The organism is Streptomyces murinus, from assembly GCF_002154555.1.
In the GTDB taxonomy this organism is placed as follows: Bacteria; Actinomycetota; Actinomycetes; order Streptomycetales; family Streptomycetaceae; genus Streptomyces; species Streptomyces murinus.
Genome location: NZ_MUNF01000066.1, coordinates 1 through 19,406 on the forward strand (window position 1 = coordinate 1; position 19,406 = coordinate 19,406).

General features: G+C 71.0%; 16 protein-coding genes, 6 pseudogenes and 1 riboswitch. Of the genes and pseudogenes, 13 read left to right on the plus strand and 9 right to left on the minus strand.

Annotated features, from left to right (window positions below; all coding sequences use genetic code 11):
- Positions 1–377 precede the first annotated feature (377 nt).
- Positions 378–1,106, minus strand: a pseudogene (locus CCN72_RS05200) (ArsR/SmtB family transcription factor).
- 56 nt (positions 1,107–1,162) lie between these two features.
- Between CCN72_RS05200 and CCN72_RS05205 the strand changes: the two are divergent.
- The gene (locus tag CCN72_RS05205; protein WP_086806519.1) at positions 1,163–1,858 is read left to right on the plus strand and encodes a flavin reductase family protein; all 696 of its coding nucleotides are present in this window, start codon (positions 1,163–1,165) and stop codon (positions 1,856–1,858) included.
- Positions 1,859–1,945: 87 nt separating this feature from the next.
- On the opposite strand, the pseudogene CCN72_RS05210 reads toward CCN72_RS05205, so the two are convergent.
- Positions 1,946–2,557 (minus strand): annotated as a pseudogene (locus CCN72_RS05210) (Tn3 family transposase); the annotation flags it as partial.
- Here CCN72_RS05210 and CCN72_RS40260 point away from each other — a divergent pair.
- Positions 2,513–2,875 (plus strand): annotated as a pseudogene (locus CCN72_RS40260) (site-specific integrase); the annotation flags it as partial. The pseudogenes CCN72_RS05210 and CCN72_RS40260 sit on opposite strands and share 45 nt — an antisense overlap.
- A gap of 347 nt (positions 2,876–3,222) precedes the next feature.
- Here CCN72_RS40260 and CCN72_RS05225 read toward each other — a convergent pair.
- Both CCN72_RS05225 and CCN72_RS05230 read right to left on the minus strand, forming a co-directional pair.
- Entirely contained in the window at positions 3,223–4,059 is an 837-nt protein-coding gene (locus CCN72_RS05225) for an SDR family oxidoreductase (protein WP_086806520.1), read from the minus strand.
- Positions 4,060–4,215: 156 nt separating this feature from the next.
- Positions 4,216–4,650 (minus strand): nuclear transport factor 2 family protein, encoded by a 435-nt coding sequence (locus CCN72_RS05230; protein ID WP_086806521.1) that lies wholly within the window; start codon positions 4,648–4,650, stop codon positions 4,216–4,218.
- 197 nt (positions 4,651–4,847) lie between these two features.
- Between CCN72_RS05230 and CCN72_RS05235 the strand changes: the two genes are divergently transcribed.
- On the plus strand, positions 4,848–5,747 hold the full coding sequence (locus CCN72_RS05235) for a helix-turn-helix domain-containing protein (protein WP_086806522.1): 900 nt from the start codon (positions 4,848–4,850) through the stop codon (positions 5,745–5,747).
- Between the two features lie 131 nt (positions 5,748–5,878).
- Here the strand turns inward: CCN72_RS05235 and CCN72_RS40265 are convergent.
- From CCN72_RS40265 to CCN72_RS05250, 3 pseudogenes are all read right to left on the minus strand, one after another.
- Positions 5,879–6,382: pseudogene (locus tag CCN72_RS40265) on the minus strand (Tn3 family transposase); the annotation flags it as partial.
- A 49-nt stretch (positions 6,383–6,431) separates the two neighbouring features.
- Positions 6,432–6,593: pseudogene (locus tag CCN72_RS41645) on the minus strand (DUF4158 domain-containing protein); the annotation flags it as partial.
- An 84-nt stretch (positions 6,594–6,677) separates the two neighbouring features.
- Positions 6,678–7,126 (minus strand): annotated as a pseudogene (locus CCN72_RS05250) (SDR family oxidoreductase); the annotation flags it as partial.
- 275 nt (positions 7,127–7,401) lie between these two features.
- Positions 7,402–7,532, plus strand: a riboswitch (FMN riboswitch).
- A gap of 161 nt (positions 7,533–7,693) precedes the next feature.
- On the opposite strand from CCN72_RS05250, the gene CCN72_RS05255 reads away from it, so the two are divergent.
- The 9 genes from CCN72_RS05255 to CCN72_RS05295 all read left to right on the plus strand — a co-directional run bounded on the left by CCN72_RS05255 (position 7,694) and on the right by CCN72_RS05295 (position 15,157).
- Positions 7,694–8,317, plus strand: coding sequence for a riboflavin synthase (locus CCN72_RS05255; RefSeq protein ID WP_086806523.1), 624 nt, complete (start codon positions 7,694–7,696; stop codon positions 8,315–8,317).
- Positions 8,314–8,955, plus strand: a complete 642-nt coding sequence (locus tag CCN72_RS05260; RefSeq protein WP_086806524.1) for a nicotinamide mononucleotide transporter family protein — start codon at positions 8,314–8,316, stop codon at positions 8,953–8,955. Before CCN72_RS05255 ends, CCN72_RS05260 begins: the two co-directional genes overlap by 4 nt.
- The gene (locus CCN72_RS05265; RefSeq protein WP_037650950.1) at positions 8,952–10,256 is read left to right on the plus strand and encodes a bifunctional 3,4-dihydroxy-2-butanone-4-phosphate synthase/GTP cyclohydrolase II; all 1,305 of its coding nucleotides are present in this window, start codon (positions 8,952–8,954) and stop codon (positions 10,254–10,256) included. The genes CCN72_RS05260 and CCN72_RS05265 overlap by 4 nt, the downstream gene beginning before the upstream one ends.
- 104 nt (positions 10,257–10,360) lie before the next feature.
- Positions 10,361–10,846 (plus strand): 6,7-dimethyl-8-ribityllumazine synthase, encoded by a 486-nt coding sequence (gene ribH, locus CCN72_RS05270; protein WP_037650948.1) that lies wholly within the window; start codon positions 10,361–10,363, stop codon positions 10,844–10,846.
- 34 nt (positions 10,847–10,880) lie between these two features.
- Positions 10,881–11,153, plus strand: a complete 273-nt coding sequence (locus CCN72_RS05275; RefSeq protein WP_007491392.1) for a phosphoribosyl-ATP diphosphatase — start codon at positions 10,881–10,883, stop codon at positions 11,151–11,153.
- A 66-nt stretch (positions 11,154–11,219) separates the two neighbouring features.
- Positions 11,220–12,077 (plus strand): ATP phosphoribosyltransferase, encoded by an 858-nt coding sequence (gene hisG / locus CCN72_RS05280; protein ID WP_086806525.1) that lies wholly within the window; start codon positions 11,220–11,222, stop codon positions 12,075–12,077.
- Between the two features lie 19 nt (positions 12,078–12,096).
- The gene (locus CCN72_RS05285; protein WP_086806529.1) at positions 12,097–12,552 is read left to right on the plus strand and encodes a PH domain-containing protein; all 456 of its coding nucleotides are present in this window, start codon (positions 12,097–12,099) and stop codon (positions 12,550–12,552) included.
- A 215-nt stretch (positions 12,553–12,767) separates the two neighbouring features.
- Positions 12,768–14,102 carry a hemolysin family protein gene (locus CCN72_RS05290; RefSeq protein ID WP_086806526.1) on the plus strand — a complete coding sequence of 445 codons (1,335 nt, stop codon included), beginning with the start codon at positions 12,768–12,770 and terminating at the stop codon, positions 14,100–14,102.
- Complete coding sequence (locus tag CCN72_RS05295; RefSeq protein WP_086806527.1) at positions 14,099–15,157, plus strand: hemolysin family protein; 1,059 nt, start codon at positions 14,099–14,101, stop codon at positions 15,155–15,157. The genes CCN72_RS05290 and CCN72_RS05295 overlap by 4 nt, the downstream gene beginning before the upstream one ends.
- A 90-nt stretch (positions 15,158–15,247) precedes the next feature.
- On the opposite strand, the gene CCN72_RS05300 is transcribed toward CCN72_RS05295, so the two are convergent.
- Positions 15,248–17,107: an AAA family ATPase gene (locus tag CCN72_RS05300; RefSeq protein WP_086806528.1), complete on the minus strand. Its 1,860-nt coding sequence runs from the start codon at positions 17,105–17,107 to the stop codon at positions 15,248–15,250.
- 427 nt (positions 17,108–17,534) lie between these two features.
- The gene (locus CCN72_RS05305) at positions 17,535–18,155 is read right to left on the minus strand and encodes a uridine kinase family protein (RefSeq protein ID WP_086806530.1); all 621 of its coding nucleotides are present in this window, start codon (positions 18,153–18,155) and stop codon (positions 17,535–17,537) included.
- Positions 18,156–18,435: 280 nt separating this feature from the next.
- Here CCN72_RS05305 and CCN72_RS05310 point away from each other — a divergent pair, with 280 nt between their 5' ends.
- Positions 18,436–19,392, plus strand: a complete 957-nt coding sequence (locus tag CCN72_RS05310) for a hypothetical protein (protein ID WP_172427351.1) — start codon at positions 18,436–18,438, stop codon at positions 19,390–19,392.
- Positions 19,393–19,406 lie beyond the last annotated feature (14 nt).

Genomic DNA, 19,406 nt, shown 5'->3' on the forward strand with positions numbered 1-19,406 from the left:
AGACCGGTCCCGCGGCTGACGGAGCGTCAGCCGCGGGACCGGTCTGAAGTCGTCCCACGGATAACGCCAATTATCTGCGGGAGCATGGTTCGTGAGCTGCGGTGATGCTCTCCGGGCCGCGCGTGAAGCGGCCCTGTTATCTGTAGCAAGGGGAAAGCGGTGCCCGCCGTCGTGCAACTGCAGGCCGGGAAGGGGTGTGACCCAGATACGGGCCAAAGGGGCAATGAGTTGATCGGTCGCCACCGCCTACCGCATCCTCGCCGAGGAAGCCTCGCGAAGGGCACTGTGCGAATGCTGTTTTGCGAGGGGTTGTGAGAACGAAGATCAAGGGCAAAACGGACGCGGTCGGGCGAGGGTCCGCGATCTCTCAGAACTACTCATTTCTGCGAAAGGAGTTCATCGGACAGGCCGAGACGGCGGCGGAGTGCCTGTCGGCCGAGGAGGGTGACTGCGACGGCACGCGTGGTACCTATGGGAGTGATCCAGCCCGTGTCGAACGCGTGACGGCACAGGGCGGCGCCGACGGCGCCGGCCAGGTGGGGGCGGCGTTCGGTCCAGTCCAGGCATGACCGTACCGATGGTCGGCGCGTGCCGGTCGGGACGGTGATGCCGAGATCTTCGAGCCAGGTCGCTCCGGCGCTGGTGAGCCCGAGTCCGTGCTCCAGGTCCAGCAGCCTTCGGTCGAGCATCGCATCGGTGACGGCGACTCCGACGGTCCCGGCGAGGTGGTCCTAGCAGGTACGGGCGTGGGCGAGGGCCTGACGGCGGCCGGACGCCGACAGGGAGCGGGGTGCCGGGGTGCGCTCAGGTGCCATGGAGGCGAGGCTCTCGATCAGCTCGGCTGCGTGCGGACCGGCCAGACGCACGTAGCGGTGGCGGCCCTGCCGTTCCTCAGCCAGCAGGTTTCCGCGGACGAGCGCGTGCAGGTGCTCAGTCGCGGTCGAGGGCGCCACCCCCACGTGACGCGCCAATTCCGTCGCTGTCCAAGCCCGGCCGTCGAGCAGGGCCAGACAGAAACCTGCCCGCGTGCCATCGGCCGGAAGCTTTGCCACGGTAGCCAGGTCGGGACCGGCTACATGTGCACGCTGCGTGTCCATGCGGTCCATTGTCCCCTGTGACACTTCGGCCCCGGCCGAAACAACCGGATCCTAGGCTTCTGGCCATGAACACGGCACCCCCCAGCACCCTGCCCGCACAGACAGTCGCCACCCACCTGGAGATCGAGCCGAGCATCCTGTACTTCGGGACGCCAGTGGTGCTCCTGTCGACAGAGAATCAGGACGGCTCGTTCAACCTTGCCCCGATATCATCCGCATGGGCCCTCGGGAAGACGGTTGTGATCGGACTGGGCCGTGAGGGGCAGACCGCGTACAACCTCGGCAGCCGCCCCGACCTGGTCATCAACCTGCCGGCCCCCGCCCAGTGGCCGGCCGTGGAGCGGCTGGCGCCACTGACCGGCCGGGATCCAGTGCCCTCCAGCAAGCCCAAGGGCTGCCGCTTCGAGCCCGACAAGTTCGCCGCCGCAGGTATGACCAGCGAGCCCTCCCATCGGGTCCGGCCGCCTCGCGTCGCCGGATGCCCGATTCAACTGGAGGCCCGTGCCGAACGGGTACAGCCGGACGTCTCCGGGGACTTCGTCATCGTCGAGGCAGTCGTGTGCAAGGTGCACGCCGACTCCCGGATCGTCGTTCCGGGCACCGACCACATCGACCCCGCCGCATGGAGCCCCCTCATCTACAACTTCCGCCACTACTTCGGACTCGGCTCGGAACTCGGCCACTCCTACCGCACCCAGACACCCCGCAGCTCCGAGGGGCCTGCCGCAGAGCCCGCACTCGCCGACACAGCGCCCCACTGAGATCAGGCGGCCTGGCCGAAGCCGACGGCAGCAGGGCGCTGGTCCCGCAGCGGAGTGAAGTCGACGTCCATCTTGGGGTCGTACGCGTATCTCCCAGCCCTCCTCCAGCAGCTGCCGGACGATTTCCGCGATGTCCAGGGCGTTGTGGAAGATCACCGCGTTCGTGAGCAGGGCGTTGAATTTCATCGCCTTCTCCTGCTCGACGGGGTCGTTGTCGGCGATGACGCCGCGGTTGCCGAAGCCGAGCCACTGGGAGAAGCCGTTGAACGCCTCGACCTTGTTGGTCGCCGCGGTCACCCGCCGACGTCCCTTCCAGTTCCTGATCCTGGGCATCAGGCCGAAGCCCAGCAGGTGCGCGAGCGCGAAAACCGGCTGGGACTGGCCCGGCGTGTCCGCGTGCACAGTGGTGGGCTGCAACTCGGAGGTGTTCTTGAGCAGGCCCTCGATGATGTAGACGGCCTCCCATACGCCGCACGGGATGAAGTGTGTGAACAGCGCGACGTAGGTGTCCGAGATGTGGTGGTAGGCAATCCCGCCCGGCTTGCCGTACCGCACGGACGTCTCGGCGAGCAGGTTGTCGAGGTAGGTGTCCATGTGGGTGCCGTCCGCAGCCAACGCAGCGCCGTCGCCCCACGCCCGCGGGATGCCGAGGCGCGCGTGCGCGTCGGCCGGACCCGGGGCCCGGTGTTCGTCACCCACCGCCGCCCCGGCCCGGGGAAGGCCGTCAGCCCGCGCGACGTGTGCCCGGATACCGGCCTGGCCCGGCTCTCCTACGGCCAGGCCCGAGCCCTGCTGGACGAGCACACCGCCGTACGCGGGCCGGGCACCGGCTGGGACCTGCACGAGTACCGCCATTCCGCCCTGACCCACCTCGGCGAGCAGGGCGCCTCCCTGCTGATGCTGATGGCGAAGTCGCGGCACAAGAAGCCGGAGAACGTCCGCCGCTACTTCAAGCCGTCCCCCGAGGCGATCTCGGAGCTGACCGGTCTGCCGGCCCCCGGCGACGCGCGCCGCTGACCCCGCTGTCAGCGGTGTGCCCTACCGTGAACCACACCACGGCCAGACGCGTACCGCCGTTCGCCGCCGTTCCGAGCCCACGCCGCCAAGGGCACAGTCGGCCAAGGTCCTCCAGGGTCCGCGCCGGTCGAGTCGGCTCCCAGCGTCTTCGCCGAACTGGCCCGCCGGATCGCACTGATCACGTCCAACGCCGACGGGCGGCAAGTGCCGGCCGTCTCCTCGGTCGACCACCTCACCGCAGAGGGCGGCCGGGCGATCATCGCGGAGAACCGCGCGGCATACATCGCCGAGTACGGCGAACCCGCTTTAGTGACTCGTCGTCGACGGCGACTGACGCCTGGTCTCGGTCACCGGGCGGTTGTGGCCGCCACCGAGTGGGCGATGTCGCGATGAGCCTCGTGTTCGGCGAGCCGGCCGGTGAGGGCGGCGCGGACGTCTTCGTAGGTGTCGGGGCCGAGCGGGAGGCGGAGCGGGGTCGCGCCGGAGTCGATGAGGTCGATCATCGCGTCCGTGAGCTTCTCCGCGCTGTTGGGCACCGGGAAGTGGCCGCCGAGGAACGCCTGCCGGGTGTCGGCCGCGGGGGTGTTCTCGTACTCGGGCAGGGGCGGTGCGATGTCGAGCGACGTGCCGAAGCTGGTGGGGGTCGCACCCGGCTCGATGATGGTCAGGGCCAGGCCGAACGGCGCGATCTCGTGGGCGACGGTCTCGCAGAACCCCTCGATGCCCCACTTGGAGGCGTGGTAGTAGCCGAGGCTGGGGTAGGTGGTCTGACCGCCCGCGGTGGACACCTGCAGGATGCGGCCTCGGCCCTGGGCGCGCAGGTGCGGGAGGGCGGCACGGATGACCTGGATCGAGCCGAGCAGGTTGGTGTCGATGACGCGCCGGATCTGCTCGTCGGATGCCTCCTCGACGGAAGCGAGGACGCCGTAACCGGCGTTGTTGACGACGACGTCGATCGTGCCGAAAGTCTTGAACGCCTCGGTGACGACGCGACGCACTTGCTCGGTGTCGGTGACATCGAGCAGGGCGGTCCAGAGCCGGTCGCCGTGCTCGGCGCGGAGGTCGTCGAGAGCGTCGGGCCGGCGGAGCGTGGCGGCGACGCGGTCGCCACGGGCCAGGAGGCGTTCGGTGAGCAGTCGCCCGAAGCCTGAGGAGGTGCCGGTGATGAACCAGGTGGTGGTCATGGTGTGTCCTTCGCTGTGTGGTGCGCGTGGCTGGTCGCGGTGTCGCTGATGCGGACAGGGGTCATCGATGCGACGGCCTGGGCCTGGGCATGAGTCGGCCGAGTTGCTTGCGCTGCCGTGAGGCAACTCGGCCGGACTCGTGAAGGGGTGCCGTCGTCAGCGGGTGCCCGCCTCGGCGCGCGCGTAGAACGCGGCGAGCTCGTGGGGGTTCTTGGTGTAGACGTCGATCTTGCGCACCGTTCCGTCCCCGACCTGGTGGATCTCGACCATGGTCAGCGGGAATTCCTCACCGGTGGTGTGGGCCGTGAGCGTTCCGGTGAGCGTTCCGATGACGCCGGCCGGGCCTTCGAACACCTCGGCATCAGTGATGGCGACGTTGGCGTAGCCCATCATCGCGCCCAGGATCGACTGCACGAACACCTCGCGGCCCTGGTGCACGCCGCCGTAGGGGAGCTGGGTCGGCTCGTCGACGATCACCTCGGGGTCGAGCTTGGCCAGGACACCCGGCACGTCGCCCTTGCCCAGCGCGTCATACAGCCCTCGCACGACCTCCGCGGGGCTCTCCGTCACCGTCTTCATCTGGTTGCTCATCTCGCGTGCCCTTCAGGTTTGTTTCCGGTACAAGAAAGGTCGGCCGGCCGGGGGGCCTGCGTCCTCGCACCGGTCGGTCCCCGGGGATCGGGGCACGCACCATGCAACGGCAGACGGCCGTGACCGGGGAGTCTCTGCTGCGAGGGGTACTGGCAGGGACCCCCCACCCCTCGCGCGGCCTGCCTACCCTGGTCGGCATGGACAACCGGGACGCAGTCAGCGCATTCCTCCGCTCCCGACGCGAGAGGATCACCCCCGAGCAGGCGGGTCTGCCGACCTACGGCCGGCGGCAGGTGCCCGGACTGCGCAGGGGCGAGGTCGCCACGCTCGCCGGGGTGAGCGTCGAGTACTACACGCGCCTGGAGCGCGGCAACCTGCGGGGTGTCTCCGACAGCGTGCTGGACGCCCTCGCCCAGGCACTGCGACTGGATGCCACCGAGCGCATGTACCTGTACGACCTCGCCCGCGCCGCCGGACCGGCGCCCAAGGCGCGGGCACGGCAGCGGGAGGTCCGGCCGACGGTGAGGCCGAGCGTGGCGCGGATCGTCGAAGGCATGCCGGGGATGCCGGCATACGTGATGAACAACCGCCTCGATGCGCTGGCCGCCAACCCGCTGGGCCGGGCCCTGTACTCGGCGATGTACGCCGACCCGACATGCGGGGCGAACGTCGCCCGGTTCGCGTTCTTCAATCCAGCAGCCAGGCGGTTCTACACCGACTGGGAGCGCATGGCCCGCTTCGCCGTGGGCGCGCTACGCGTCGAGGCGGGGAAAAGCCCCTACGACCGGGAACTGTCGAACCTGATCGGTGAACTGTCCACCCGCAGCGACACCTTCCGCGTGATGTGGGGCTCCCACGACGTCCATGTCTTCCGCGAGAGCACCAAACGCCTCAACCATCCGCTCGTCGGCGAACTGGAACTCGATCAGGAGACCATGAGCCTGCCGGACGACAGCGGCCTGAGCGTGGTCGTCTACAGCGCGCCCCCCGAAACCGCCGCCGAGGACGGCCTGAAGCTACTCGCCAGCTGGTCCGCGACGACCAGACACGAACAGAACGCGCAATCCACCAGCACACCGTCGACCCGGCAGCCCTGACGGGCGACACCTGTCCGAAGAACCGCTCCAACCGCCTGCGGCCACCTGCGGAGCCCCATGTCGCCCGCCCCCGGTGACCGGGCTGGGGAATTCCAGGCTCTGTCGGAGATCTCGTCATGCGCACCGCCGGACAGCGGACGCAGGCCGCCGGGCAGGTCGGGAAGCTGGAAGGAGTACCGGCCGGGCATGTCGACGTGATGCCGCACGAACGGGGAGAGGCAGCGCTGGTAGCGCTGCCCGGACCGGCCAGGGAAGATCTTCCGGGCGAGGGAGTGGCGACCCTCCTGAAGGTTCGCCTGGCTCTTGATCTGCCGCCGGTAGCCGGGCTCGTCGGCCAGGCGCAGGATGTGCAGGGTCTTGGCGATCCGCCCGTAGTGGGCGGTCGCGTCGCCGAGCGGGGTGGGCCGGCCGTCGCGGGACAGCATCCGGATCACGTCGTACGCGCGCACGGCGCCGGTGTGGATGGAGCCGATGATCCGAAGGATGTCCTCCCAGTGACGTTCGATCCTGGCGAGGTCGACCCGGCTGCGGGCTGCGTCCTGGAAGGCGCCGTAATCGGCGGCGCGGTCGATGCGCCACATCTTCTGATCCGGCAGGTCCGCCGACTGCGGCGCGGACGCGAACCCCCGGCACGTCGGCCGGATCGTCCAGGAACGCCCCGAGAAACGACACCGTGGTCATCTGCACCGCGAACCCGAGCCGGTTGTGTGCCCGCCGCTTCGGCTCGGTCAGCGCCCGATCCGCATCGTCCAGGAAGAAGAACCGCTCCAACTCCGTACGGGACGGCGCCCCGTCATACGCCGCGTACTTCGCGGCTTGCTCATCCGTCAGAAACCCGACCGGCACCCCGGACCTCCAGACAGTCAGTGATCAACACGACTGCCGAAGGCTTCGCCCCCGCCGAACCCCAGGTCAAAGCGCTCTCAAGCCCTCCACGGGCTGGTCGGAGACGCGCGCCGGCAGCGGCATCACCGGCGGCCTGGCGAGGGTGCCGAAGAGCGACACCAGCAGATCGTGGAACTGGGTCGTGCGCAGGATCGTGAAACCGAGCCCGGAGCGTTCGATCCGCCGCTCCACCGCTCCACCGCGTACTTGGCCCGGTAGTAGCCGTACGGCACCCGGTCCACCCCCACGATGGAGATGTACACCAGATGCCCCACCCCGGCCCGCCGCGCCGCCGCCAGCAGGTGCCCGGCCGCCTCCTCGTCCCCGCCCCGGGGACTGCTCGCACAGTGCACCACCGTCCCCCCCGCGAGCGCCGCGTCCAGCTCCGGCCCGCCCGCGCGCAGATCGACGCCGTACGGCCGGGCGTGCCGGCTGAGCACCCGCACCCCGTGCCCGTCCGTGCGCAGCCGCTCGGCGACCTGCCGACCGGACAGCCGCCCGGAAAAGTGACATCGCCCCGGTTCCGGACCGCTGGCGACCCGGCGGCGGGCAAGGGCCGTCGTCACCGCCGCCGGGCCCGATCGGCACCCTAAAAGGACTAGACCATTACGGTCAATGGGAGGGGAGGGGGCAACCTGCGCCGGAGGGGAGGGAGTTGACGGTGGGTGTCAGGGTGCCCGTTACGCGAGGACACGGACTGTGAGCGAGCCCACACGGACCCCCTGTCGGCGCGGCCACCCGGCGTGGCACACTGGCCGTGTACCAGAAGCAGCGCACTCCGGGGTCGGTGAAAGTCCGAACCGGCGGTTACAGTCCGCGACCCGGTCGCCTCCAGCGACCGGTTGACCAGGTGAAATTCCTGGACCGACGGTTAAAGTCCGGATGGGAGGCAGTGCGCGGCGGGCGGGCACGCGTTTCGTGTGCGCGCCGCCGTATCCGGTCTCGTCCGTATCCGGACGGGCCCTTGTCGGCGACGCCCCGAGTGTGTGCTCACCCGTAGATTCTGTCGTCCGTCGACAGGCCCCGGAGTCCGTGCCCCACGAGGCAGGAGGACCCGGGAAGTGTTCACCGGAATCGTCGAAGAGCTGGGTGAGGTCACCGCCGTCGAGAATCTCGGCGACGCCTCCCGTTTCCGGCTCCGCGGCCCCGTCGTCACCGACGGCGCCCGGCATGGCGACTCCATCGCCGTGAACGGGGTCTGTCTCACCGTCGTCGACCACGAGGGCGACGAGTTCACCGCCGACGTCATGGCCGAGACCCTGAAGCGCTCCAGCCTGGGCGCGCTCACCACCGGCTCCCGCGTCAACCTCGAACGCCCCACCGCCGTCGGCGCCCGCCTCGGCGGCCACATCGTGCAGGGCCATGTCGACGGCACCGGCGAGGTCCTGGAGCGCACGCCCTCCGAGCACTGGGAGATCGTGAAGATCTCCCTGCCCGCCGGCCTCGCCCGCTACGTGGTCGAGAAGGGCTCCATCACCGTCGACGGCATCAGCCTCACCGTCGTGGAAGCCGGCGCCGACCACTTCACCGTCAGCCTCATCCCCACCACCCTCGCCCTGACCACGCTCGGCGTGAAGCAGCCCGGCGACCCGGTGAACCTCGAGGTGGACGTCATCGCCAAGTACGTCGAGCGGCTCCTTGCGGCGGGCCGCGCCGACGGGAGCGGACAGGAGGCCGGCCGGTGAACTCGCTCAACACCGAGGCGTTCACCCTCTTCGGACAGCACATCCTGTGGTCCGACATGACCGGCAACATCCTCGGCCTGATCGGACTCGTCCTCGGCTGGCGCCGCTCCCTGTGGAGCTGGCCGGTGCAGTTCGTCTCCGGCCTGGTCCTCTTCGCCGCCTTCTACGGCCACCTCACCGGCAGCGCGGGCAAGCAGGCCGTCGTCATGGTGGTCGCCGTCTACGGCTTCTGGCAGTGGAACCGCGGCCGGGGCGGCGCCGGTGACGGCCACATCTCCCCCCGGTTCGCCACCTGGCGCGAGCGCGCCGCCCTGGTCGGCGCCGCCGCGATCGGCACCGTCGCCGTCGCCCTGCTGTTCACCGCGTTCCCCGAACTGTCCTGGGACCCCTGGCCGGACGCCTACATCTTCGTCGGCACCGTCGTCGCGATGTACGCCCAGGCCAAGGGCATGGTCGAGTTCTGGTTCGCCTGGCTGCTCGTCGACCTCGTCGGCGTCCCCCTCAACTTCGCCGACGGCTACGCCTTCTCCGGCTTCGTCTACGTCATCTACGGCGCACTCGTCCTGTGGGGCATGCGCGACTGGTGGCTGCGCTCCCGCAAGAGCCCGCGGCCCGTTCTGGAAGGAGCACCGGCATGACCCCGGCCACCCCGCTCTACGACCCCTACTCCTACTCCTACGACGGCGACAGCATCGAGGAGTTCACCCTCGACCCCGTCGAGCAGGCCGTCGCCGACATCGCCGCCGGGCGCCCCGTGATCGTCGTCGACGACGAGGACCGGGAGAACGAGGGCGACCTCGTCATCGCCGCCGAGAAGGTGACCCCCGAGATCGTCGCCTTCATGATGAGCGAGTGCCGGGGCCTGGTCTGCGCCCCCATGGAGGCCGCGGAACTCGACCGGCTGCGGCTGCCGCAGATGGTCGAGGACAACACCGAGTCGATGAAGACCGCCTTCACCGTCTCCGTGGACGCCTCCGGCGCGCACGGCGTGACCACCGGCATCTCCGCCGCCGACCGGGCCACCACGCTCCAGCTGCTCGCGAGCGGCACCGCGGGCCCCGCCGACTTCGTGCGCCCCGGGCATGTCTTCCCGCTGCGCGCCCGGCCCGGCGGCGTCCTGGAGCGCAACGGCCACACCGAGGCCGCCGTCGACCTCGCCCGGCTCGCGGGGCTGCGCCCGGCCGGCGCCATCGTGGAGATCGCCGGCGAGGACGGCCGGATGCTGCGGCTGCCCGAGCTGATCCCGTTCGCCCGCAAGCACGGTCTGACGATCATCTCCATCGAGGACCTGATCGCCCACCGCCGCGGCACCGAACCCACCGTCCGCCGCGAGGCCGAGACCCGGCTGCCCACCCGGCACGGCACCTTCACCGCGCACGGCTACCGCTCCACCGTCGACGGCGTCGAGCACGTCGCCCTCGTCCACGGCGAGATCGGCACCGGCGAGGACGTCCTGGTCCGTGTGCACTCCGAGTGCCTGACCGGCGATGTCTTCGGCTCGCTGCGCTGCGACTGCGGCCCCCAGCTGGACAGTTCCCTCGCCCGTATCCAGGAGGAGGGCCGCGGCGTCGTGGTCTACCTGCGTGGGCACGAGGGCCGCGGCATCGGCCTGCTGTCCAAGCTGCGCGCCTACGAGCTCCAGGAGCAGGGCCGCGACACGCTCGACGCCAACCTGGAACTCGGCCTGCCCGCCGACGCCCGCGACTACGGGGCCGGCGCCCAGATCCTCGCCGACCTCGGTGTGCGCAGCGTCCGGCTGATGACCAACAACCCCGACAAGGCCGACGCGCTGGAGCGCCACGGCGTGCGGGTCGCCGGGCGCGAGCCGATGCCGGTCCAGGCGGGCGAGCACAATCTGCGCTATCTGCGCACCAAGCGGGACCGGATGGGCCACGACCTGCCCTGGCTGGACACCCCGGCCACCTGCCCGAACCAGTAGAACCGGTAGACAAGCAACACCAGTAGGACCAGCAACACCAGTAAGACCAGCAACACCAGTAAGACCAGCAACACCAGTCGAGCAAGAAGGCACTTAGGAGAGACGTGAGCGGCAAGGGTGCACCGGAACTGTCCGTACGCAACGCCGGCGACCTCAGGGTCGCCGTCATCGCGGCGCAGTGGCACGAGAAGGTGATGGACGGTCTGGTGAACGGCGCCCTGCGTGCCCTCGGCGACCTGGGGATCGACGAGCCGACCCTGATCCGGGTCCCGGGCAGCTTCGAGCTCCCGGTCGCCGCCAAGGTGCTGGCCGCGCGCGGCTACGACGCGGTGGTCGCCCTCGGCGTCGTCATCCGCGGCGGCACCCCCCACTTCGACTACGTGTGCCAGGGCGTCACCCAGGGCCTCACCCAGGTCTCCGTGGAGACCGGCGTCCCGGTCGGCTTCGGCGTGCTCACCTGCGACACCGAGGAGCAGGCCCTGGACCGGGCCGGCATCGAGGGCTCCAGCGAGGACAAGGGCCACGAGGCGGTGATCGCGGCGGTCTCGACGGCCGCGACGCTGCGTTCGGTATCCGAACCCTGGCACTGAGGCGCCGGTCGGAGCGCGTAGGGTAAGGACCACCATGTCCAAGAAGACGTTCGAGGAGCTCTTCACCGAGCTCCAGCACAAGGCCGCCCACGGCGATCCCGCCACCTCCCGCACCGCCGAACTGGTCGGCAAGGGGGTCCATGCCATCGGCAAGAAGGTCGTCGAAGAGGCCGCCGAGGTCTGGATGGCCGCCGAGTACGAGGGCAAGGAGGCGGCAGCCGAGGAGATCTCCCAGCTGCTGTACCACGTCCAGGTGATGATGGTCGCCCGCGGGATCTCCCTGGACGACGTCTACGCCCACCTCTGACCGAACCGCCGCGCTCCGCCGCGGCACATCGCACCGCCCCCCTTCACCGCAAAGGAAGCCGTCCTCATGCTGCGCATCGCCGTCCCCAACAAGGGTTCCCTGTCCGGCCCTGCGGCGGACATGCTGCATGAGGCCGGCTACCGGCAGCGCCGGGAGTCCAAGGAACTGCGGATCGTCGACCCGGGCAACGAGGTCGAGTTCTTCTACCTCCGCCCCCGCGACATCGCGATCTACGTCTCCTCCGGCCGCCTCGACATCGGCATCACCGGGCGCGACCTGCTGGTCGACTCCGGCGCGGACGCCGAGGAGATCCTCCCGCTGGGCTTCGCCCGCTCCACCTTCCGCTTCGCCGGGAAGCCGGGCACCGCGAACGGCGTCGAGGACCTGAAGGGCCGTACGGTCGCCACCTCCTACGAGGGCATCGTCGCCCGGCACCTCGCCGACAGCGGCGTCGACGCCTCCGTCGTCCACCTGGACGGCGCCGTGGAGACCGCGATCGAGCTGGGCGTCGCCGAGGTCATCGCCGACGTCGTGGAGACCGGCACCAGCCTGCGCAACGCGGGCCTGGAGGTCTTCGGCGAGCCGATCATGAAGTCCGAGGCCATCGTGATCCGCCGCACCGGCGCGGACGCGGAGGAGGCCGCCGAGCCGAAGGTCCAGCAGTTCCTGCGCCGCCTCCAGGGCGTCCTGGTCGCCCGCACGTACGTGATGATGGACTACGACTGCCGGGTCGAGCAGCTGGAGAAGGCCGTCGCCCTCACCCCCGGCCTGGAGTCCCCGACCGTCTCCCCGCTGCACAACGAGGGCTGGATCGCGGTCCGCGCCATGGTCCCCGCCAAGGACGCGCAGCGGATCATGGACGACCTCTACGCCATCGGCGCCCGCGCCATCCTGACCACGGCCATCCACGCCTGCCGCCTCTGAGGGGTATGTGATGTCCGACATGCCGACCCTGCCCGGCCTCCCCGTCACCTTCCGGCCGGGCCACACCCGGGCCATCCTGCTCACCGCCGCCGTGGCGATCTTCCTCACCATCTCCGGGGTCGCCCTGCTCCTTGAGGGCCTCGGCCCGGGGGAGCGGATGAACTTCGTGGTCACCGGGGCACTGATCTTCTGGGTGCTCGCCCAGCTGGCCCGGATCAAGGTCGTCGCCGACGAGAGCGGTGTCACCGTCGTGAACATCGCCAGCAGCCGGCGCCTGGACTGGGCGGAGATCCTTCAGGTGAACCTCCGTCCGGGCGATCCCTGGGTGTTCCTCAACCTCAGCGACGGCACCAGCCTGCCCGCGCTCGGCATCCAGCCGGGCATCGCCAGGCAGCGGGCGATCGCCGACGCCAGGGCGCTGCGGGCGCTCGCCGAGGCCCACTCGGCCGTCCGCCCCGGGGAAGATCAGGGCTGACTCGGGGCCGACTCCGGGTCGCCCACCCTGCCCGCCCGGCCCGTGTCTTGATTAACCTGGTGGGCGGAGGCCGCGCCGATCGCGCCTCCGCCCCTGTGCGCCGCCCGGTGCCAGGGGTTCCTGCGACCCGAGGAGTGAATCCCTCCGGCGATGGACGGATCGTCCTGTAGTACCTGCGCCGCCCCCACCCGACATACCGGGGAGGCGGCGGCATCGTGACCACCCCTCTGCTGCTCCTCGCAGCCGCGTTCGTGCTGATTCTGGCCAACGGATTCTTCGTGGCGGCCGAATTCGGCCTGGTGACGGTCGAGCGCCCCGAGGCCGAGAAGGCCGCCGCCGACGGCGACAAGCGCGCCCGTACGGTCGTGGACGCGCTGAAGGAACTCTCCTTCCAGCTCTCCGGCACCCAGCTCGGCATCACCATCACCTCCCTGGTCGTCGGCATGCTCGCCGAACCGGCCCTGGGCCGGCTGCTGGCCACCCCGTTCGCCGCGCTCGGCCTGCCCGACGGCGCCGCCTCCGGTGCCGCCGTGCTCGTCGGCATGCTGCTGGCCTCCGCCATCCAGATGGTGATCGGTGAACTGGTGCCCAAGAACTGGGCGGTCTCCCGGCCGCTCCAGGTCGCGCGCTTCGTCGCGGGCCCCCAGCACCACTTCTCCCGGCTGTTCCGGCCGGTGATCGCCGCGCTCAACACGGTCGCCAACCGGCTGGTCCGCGCCCTCGGCGTCGAACCCGCCGACGAACTGGCCTCCGCCCGCACTCCCGGCGAACTGGTCTCCCTGGCCCGGCACTCCGCGCAGGCCGGCGCCCTGGAGCAGGACACCGCCGACCTGTTCGTGCGCACCCTCTCGCTGGGCGAGCTGACCGCGCAGCACGTCATGACCCCGCGCGTGAAGGTCAGCGCGCTCCAGGACTCGGCCACCGCCGAGGACGTGGTCAACCTCACCCGGGCCACCGGACTGTCCCGCTTCCCCGTCTACCGGGAGAAGATCGACGAGATCGTCGGCATGGCCCACCTCAAGGACGCCCTCGCCGTCCCGGCGCGCGACCGGCTGCGCACCCCTGTGGGCCGCATCGCCCGCCCCGCGCTGCTGGTCCCCGAGACCCTGCCCGTCCAGCCCCTGCTGGCCCGGCTGCGCAGCGAACAGCCCATCGCGGTCGTGGTGGACGAGTACGGCGGCACGGCCGGAGTGGTCACCCTGGAGGACATCGTCGAGGAACTGGTCGGCGAGGTCCGCGACGAGCACGACGCCAAGGACGTGCCCGAACTGGCCGCCGCCCCGCCCGAGGACGGCAGGCCCGCCTGGGACGTGGCCGGCAGCTGCCGGGTCGACATCCTCCAGCGGATAGGCCTGGACGTGCCCGAGGGGCCGTACGAGACCGTCGCCGGACTGGTCGCCGACCTGCTCGGCCGGATCCCGGCCCCCGGCGACCGGGCCGAACTGCCCGGCTGGCGGCTCGCGGTCCGCCAGGTCGGCCACTACCGCGCCGAACGGGTCCGCCTGGTCAGGACGGCCCCGGCGGCGAGCGTCGCGGAGGCCGCCCGATGAGCGTGCTCCAACTGGTCTTCGCCGCCCTGCTGGTGCTGGCGAACGGCTTCTTCGTCGGCGCCGAGTTCGCCCTCGTCTCCGTGCGCCGCAGCCAGATCGAACCGCTCGGCACCACCCGGGCCCGGCAGGTGCTGTACGGCCTGGAGCGGCTGCCGCAGATGATGGCCGCCGCGCAGTTCGGGATCACCATGTGCTCCCTGACGCTCGGCGCGGTCGCCGAACCGACCGTCGCGCGGCTGCTGGAGCCGGTGTTCGAGGCGATCCACCTTCCGGACGGTGTGATCCATCCGCTCGGCTATGTCATCGCGCTGGCCGCGGTGGTCTTCTTCCACCTGGTCATCGGCGAGATGGTGCCGAAGAACCTCGCGATGGCGGCGCCCGAGAAGGCGGCGCTGTGGCTCAGCCCCGGCCTGGTCTGGTTCGCCCGGGTGTGCAAGCCGATCACGGTGTCGCTGGGCGCCGTCGCCCAGGCCGTGCTGCGGTTGTTCCGGGTGGAGCCCAAGGACGAGGTCGAGGCGGTCGTCACCAGCGAGCAGCTCAACCGGCTCCTGGAGGACTCCGGACAGGCGGGCCTGCTCGACCCGGAGGAGATGGAACGCCTGGAGGACGCCCTGGAACTGGGCTCCCGCCCGGTCACCGACGTCCTGCTGCGCCGTGAGTCCCTGGTCACGGTGACGCCCGCGGTCACCCCGGGGGAGATCGTGCGGCTCACCGCCCGCACGGGATACTCCCGCTTCCCGGTCGCGGCGACGGAACAGGGCGCCTTCATGGGATACGTCCATGTCAAGGACGTACTCGATCTGGAGGACTCCGAACGGGCGGTGCCGCAGAACATCTGGCGCCCCATGACGACCCTGCGGGCCGAGCTCCCCCTGGACGACGCCCTCACGGTGATGCGCCGCGCCGCCACGCACCTGGCCCAGGTGGCCGACGCGTCCGGCAAGGTGCTGGGCCTGGTGGCGCTGGAGGACGTCCTGGAGACGCTGGTGGGCGAGGTCCGCGATCCCGCGCACCGGGAGATCCCCGATTTCCCGGAGCAGGCGCTCGCCACGTAGGCGCTCGCCGCTGAAGGGGGGTGCGGGGGCTGTGCGGGTGCGGCCCGGTGGTGGGTTGCTCGCGCAGTTCCCCGCGCCCCTTCGGGGCGCCTATGTGGGCGACGGGTCCTGCGGGCCCCGGCCCGAGAGGACCTCGCCGTACGCCTGCATCAGGTCGGCGAGGCGCAGGGTCGCCAGGTCGTCGCGGGTCAGTGATCCGGCGTACGTGGACAGCCGCAGATCCCGGTACGCGCAGCTCTTCTCGTACAGCGTGCGCAGGAACCGTCCGTTGCCCAGCTCGTCGATCCAGCCCTGGTCGACCACGTGCCCGGCGATCGACCGCAGCTCCTCCAGCGCCTCCTCGTCCCACTGGTCCCCGTTCTCCGCGGCCAGCACCTTCCCGATCTCGGTGAGTTCCCCGGGCCGGTACGAGGGGAAGTCGACGCGGCTGGTGAAGCGGGACGACAGCCCCGGGTTCGCGGCGAGCAGCCGGTCCATCCCCTCGGGATACCCCGCGAGGATCACCACGAGATGGTCCCGGTTGTCCTCGGCCCGCTTCAGCAGCACCTGGAGCGCCTCGTCCCCGTACGCGTCCCCCTTGCCGTACCCGGAGTTGGAGAGCGAGTACGCCTCGTCCACGAACAGCACCCCGCCGATCGCGGAGTCGATCAGCTCATTGGCCTTCACCGCGGTCTGCCCGAGGTACTCGCCGACCAGATCGGCCCGCTGCGCCTCGACGAGATGGTCCCCGCCGAGCAGCCCGAGGGCGTAGAAGACCCGTCCGAGGATGCGCGCCACCGTGGTCTTGCCGGTCCCGGACGGCCCGGAGAAGACGAAGTGCCGCTTCGGCGGCTGCACGGGCAGCCCCTGACCGGCCCGCAGCCGTGCCATGTTCAACTGCGCGGACAACGCCTTCACCTGGCGCTTGACCGGTTCGAGCCCGACCATCCGCTCCAGTTCGGCGAGCGCCTGTTCGAGCAGCGCGGGATCGGTCGGCCCGGTGGGCAGCGGCGAGCCGGGCACCCCGCCCCGGTCGCGGACCCCCGGCTCGGCGACGGCCGGCAGCGGCCCGGTCGGCAGCTCCGGTTCCGGCAGCCGCAGATCCCGCCCCTCGGTGCCGAAGAACGGATCGAACCCGTCGGGCCCGTCCACCGTGTCCCCGGCACCGGTCAGGGTGATCGCGGCGAGATCGGCCGCGTCGTCGTACCCGTCCCCCTCGGAGATCGCCGCGAGCCGCGCCGAGGTGTCCATGAAGGCGGGGTCCACCCGGTGCACGGCCCGGTAGAGGGGGAGCGCGGCGGCGGAGCGGCCGGTGCCCTCGTGCGCCCGCGCGAGCCAGTAGCGCAGCTCCTTGCGCTGCGGCTGCTCGCTGCGGCACCGCATCAGCGCCGCCGACAGCAGGGGTTCGGCCTGGCCGTACATCTCCAGGCGGACCCGGGCCATGCCGCCGAACAGCCCCGCCTCTATGCCGAGCAGGGGATCGTCCAGCAGCGGATCGGTGTGCCGTACCAGCTGCTCCCAGTCCTTGACCAGGTAGGAGCGGCAGGCGTGCAGAAAGCGGACCTGGGGATCGGTGTCGACCGGGGGCAGCCCGGCCAGCGCCCGGTCCAGCTCGGGCACATGCCGGCCGTCCAGCCAGTGCGAGGCGTGCGCAAGCAGCAGATCGCGCGGGCTCTCCAGCACCGGCTGCACCCACCAGCCCAGCCAGTACCAGGAGTTGATCGTACGGCGATGCCGGGCGCGCTGTTCGCCGAAGCGCTCGCGGTGCCGGAACATCCGCAGCAGCGCGGTGGTGGTGTCGACCCGGAGCGCGTGCAGCCCGAGCCAGCCGTCCGCCATGCCCGGGTCCATCCGCACCGCGGCCCGGAACTCCTCCTCCGCCTGCGGATAGGCGCCCATGGTGTAGGCGTCGACCCCGCGCAGCCAGGCGAGGTCGGCCGGGGCCTCGGGGCCCTGCGTGCCGAAGTCCATCACGTCCCCCACAGACCGTGCCCCGTGGTTCACCGCCGGACGGTCGCCCGGCGGCCGCCGCGGCCGAACCGCCGTGCCGCGGACCGGAGTTGCAGGTGCGCGAGGCTGCCGCCGAAGGTCGCACCAAGGGCATCGTACCCGCGTGGGTACCGGCTGCCGAAGGGTGCGGTACAGGCCGTTCGGCGCGGGGAGAGCGGACGGAATCCGGACGCTTCAGTGACCGAGGGTGATCGGATCGGCGCGCAATGGGCCCGGAAAGCGATACGCGGGCAGAACGAAGCCCCCGATCACGGGGGAACAACCGGGGGCTTCGCGTCTTCGGGCGGCTTCGAATCGCCGCACATTGAGAACGTAAGACCTGTACGGCCCCCCGGTCAAGCGAAGTTGGGGCACTTCAGGAAGTTGGCCGACAAGAGTCTTCACAATTTCACCACATGGGGGTGGGGTCATCACTGTGGGTCACTCCTTGGCCCGATCCCTGGGGTCGCTCGGGCCCCGGCAGCACCTCGTACCCCTGGTCGGTCTGGCGCACCAGAAGCCCGGCGTGGGGGCGGGTGGGGTCGGCGGCGAAGTGTGCGCGCTCGGCCTCGACCCAGCCGTCCCAGAACTCCCGCTGCGCCGCCCCGTCCCGCCGCCGGCCGCGCGCCCAGGACTCCTCGCGGGGCAGTTCCATCCACAGCAGTTCGGCCAGAAACGGCCGCAGCGCGCGGCGGCCCGCGCCGACGCCCTCCAGCAGGATCACCGGCGCGGGCGGCAGCGGGCGCGCCGGGCCGAACGCGCGGGCGGTCCAGTCGTAGGGGAGGTAGGCCCCGGCCTCGCCCCGGGACAGCGGCTCGATCACCCGCGTCAGCAGCCGGTCGGTCCAGTCGAACAGCCGCTCATGGCTGGCGATGTCGTCGAGATGGAGCACCGGCGCCCCGTCCAGGGCTGCGGCCAGCCGCCCGGCGAAGGTCGACTTCCCCGAGCCCGCGTGCCCGTCGACGGCGACCAGCCGGACAGGTCCGAGGGAGGGCGGGAGCCCGCGCAGCCGGGCGGCGAGGTGCTGAATGACGATTCCCGAAGGTGTGATGCGGTGTGGGGGGTTTTCCGGAAAGAGTCTAGTAGCGGCGCATAGCGGCCGGGCCGCCGAGGGTGCCCCACGAAAGAAAGTTACCCCTTGAACCATCGCTCGTCGGCGTCCCCCCCGCGCACTTCTATAAACATTCTCGAATCGCTGACCGATATGTCGAATTCGGCGTTCCGGGGGTCCGCCGTGCTGAGTAAGGTGCCTCCTGCGCTGCCGCGAGAAGCGGCGGCCGGGGACACGGTACGGGGACAAGGCAGGGGACATGGCCGCGGAGTTATTCGAAGGGCAGTATGTGTGGCACCCGGCGGCCGACGACCGAGTCCTGGCCGGCGTTTGCGTCGATGTCCGCGCCGGGCGATATCGGCATGCGTACGAGGCGCTGGCGGAGACGCGTCATGACTTCGCGCTGCGCGCCCACCGCTCCCTGGTCCTCGCCTCCGAGGCGGCCGGCACCGACCTGGTCGAACGCTGGCTGGACGAGGAGCCCTCGCCCGAGGCAGCCCTCATGTGGGCCCGCGTCGCCGTCCAGCGCGCCCTGCGCGCCGCCGACGGCAACGACGACCGGGCCGAGGCCCTGGAGCGCATAGCGCTCACCGCCTGCGAACGGGCCGCGGCCCTGGCTCCGCGGGACCCCACCCCCTGGGTCGCCAAGCTCGCCATGGCCCGGCTGCACCGGCTGCGCGACCCCGCCCCGCAGGGTCTGCTCACCGCGCCGCCCGGCCCCTGGCGCCTGTTCGCGCACATCCTCACCCTGGACCCGTGGCACCGCGAGGCGCACCACCGCTTCCTCTCCGCCTTCTTCGCCCGGCACGGCGGCTCGGTCAACGCCGCCTGGGACGTGGCCGCCTTCCTCAGCCAGCGCGCGCCCGCCGACTCCGCGCTGCGCCTGCTGCCCCTGGTCGCCCTGGTGGAGAGCTACAACCCGACCCAGCTGCTCGCCGACCGCGTCTGGGAGCAGCCCCAGTGGCGTGCCACCGCGCTCGCGATCTACCACAACTGGCTTCCGGCGGTCTCCAGTTACCGCTTCACGCCGGTGCTCGACCTGGCCTACCTCGCACACGCGCTGGTCATGGGCCAGCGCGAGTTCGAGGCCCGCGCGGTCTTCACGGCGATGGGCCCCTACGCCTCACGCATGCCCTGGAGCGCCTTCGGTGACCCCGCCGAACAGCTCTCCCGGGCGCGCCGCGCCTGCGGGCTGCCCGTCCCCGGGCCCGCCTGACCCCCCTTTGCTCG

Excerpts from the sequence above, each read along its gene's own strand:
- CCN72_RS05285 (WP_086806529.1), top strand. The coding sequence starts at position 12,097 with ATGCCGACCCTGCCCGGCCTCCCCGTCACCTTCCGGCCGGGCCACACC.
- CCN72_RS05310 (WP_172427351.1), top strand. The coding sequence starts at position 18,436 with ATGGCCGCGGAGTTATTCGAAGGGCAGTATGTGTGGCACCCGGCGGCC.
- CCN72_RS05300 (WP_086806528.1), bottom strand. The coding sequence starts at position 17,107 with ATGGACTTCGGCACGCAGGGCCCCGAGGCCCCGGCCGACCTCGCCTGG.
- CCN72_RS05235 (WP_086806522.1), top strand. The coding sequence starts at position 4,848 with ATGGACAACCGGGACGCAGTCAGCGCATTCCTCCGCTCCCGACGCGAG.
- CCN72_RS05205 (WP_086806519.1), top strand. The coding sequence starts at position 1,163 with ATGAACACGGCACCCCCCAGCACCCTGCCCGCACAGACAGTCGCCACC.
- CCN72_RS05275 (WP_007491392.1), top strand. The coding sequence starts at position 10,881 with ATGTCCAAGAAGACGTTCGAGGAGCTCTTCACCGAGCTCCAGCACAAG.
- CCN72_RS05295 (WP_086806527.1), top strand. The coding sequence starts at position 14,099 with ATGAGCGTGCTCCAACTGGTCTTCGCCGCCCTGCTGGTGCTGGCGAAC.
- hisG (WP_086806525.1), top strand. The coding sequence starts at position 11,220 with ATGCTGCGCATCGCCGTCCCCAACAAGGGTTCCCTGTCCGGCCCTGCG.
- CCN72_RS05225 (WP_086806520.1), bottom strand. The coding sequence starts at position 4,059 with ATGACCACCACCTGGTTCATCACCGGCACCTCCTCAGGCTTCGGGCGA.
- CCN72_RS05230 (WP_086806521.1), bottom strand. The coding sequence starts at position 4,650 with ATGAGCAACCAGATGAAGACGGTGACGGAGAGCCCCGCGGAGGTCGTG.
- CCN72_RS05265 (WP_037650950.1), top strand. The coding sequence starts at position 8,952 with ATGACCCCGGCCACCCCGCTCTACGACCCCTACTCCTACTCCTACGAC.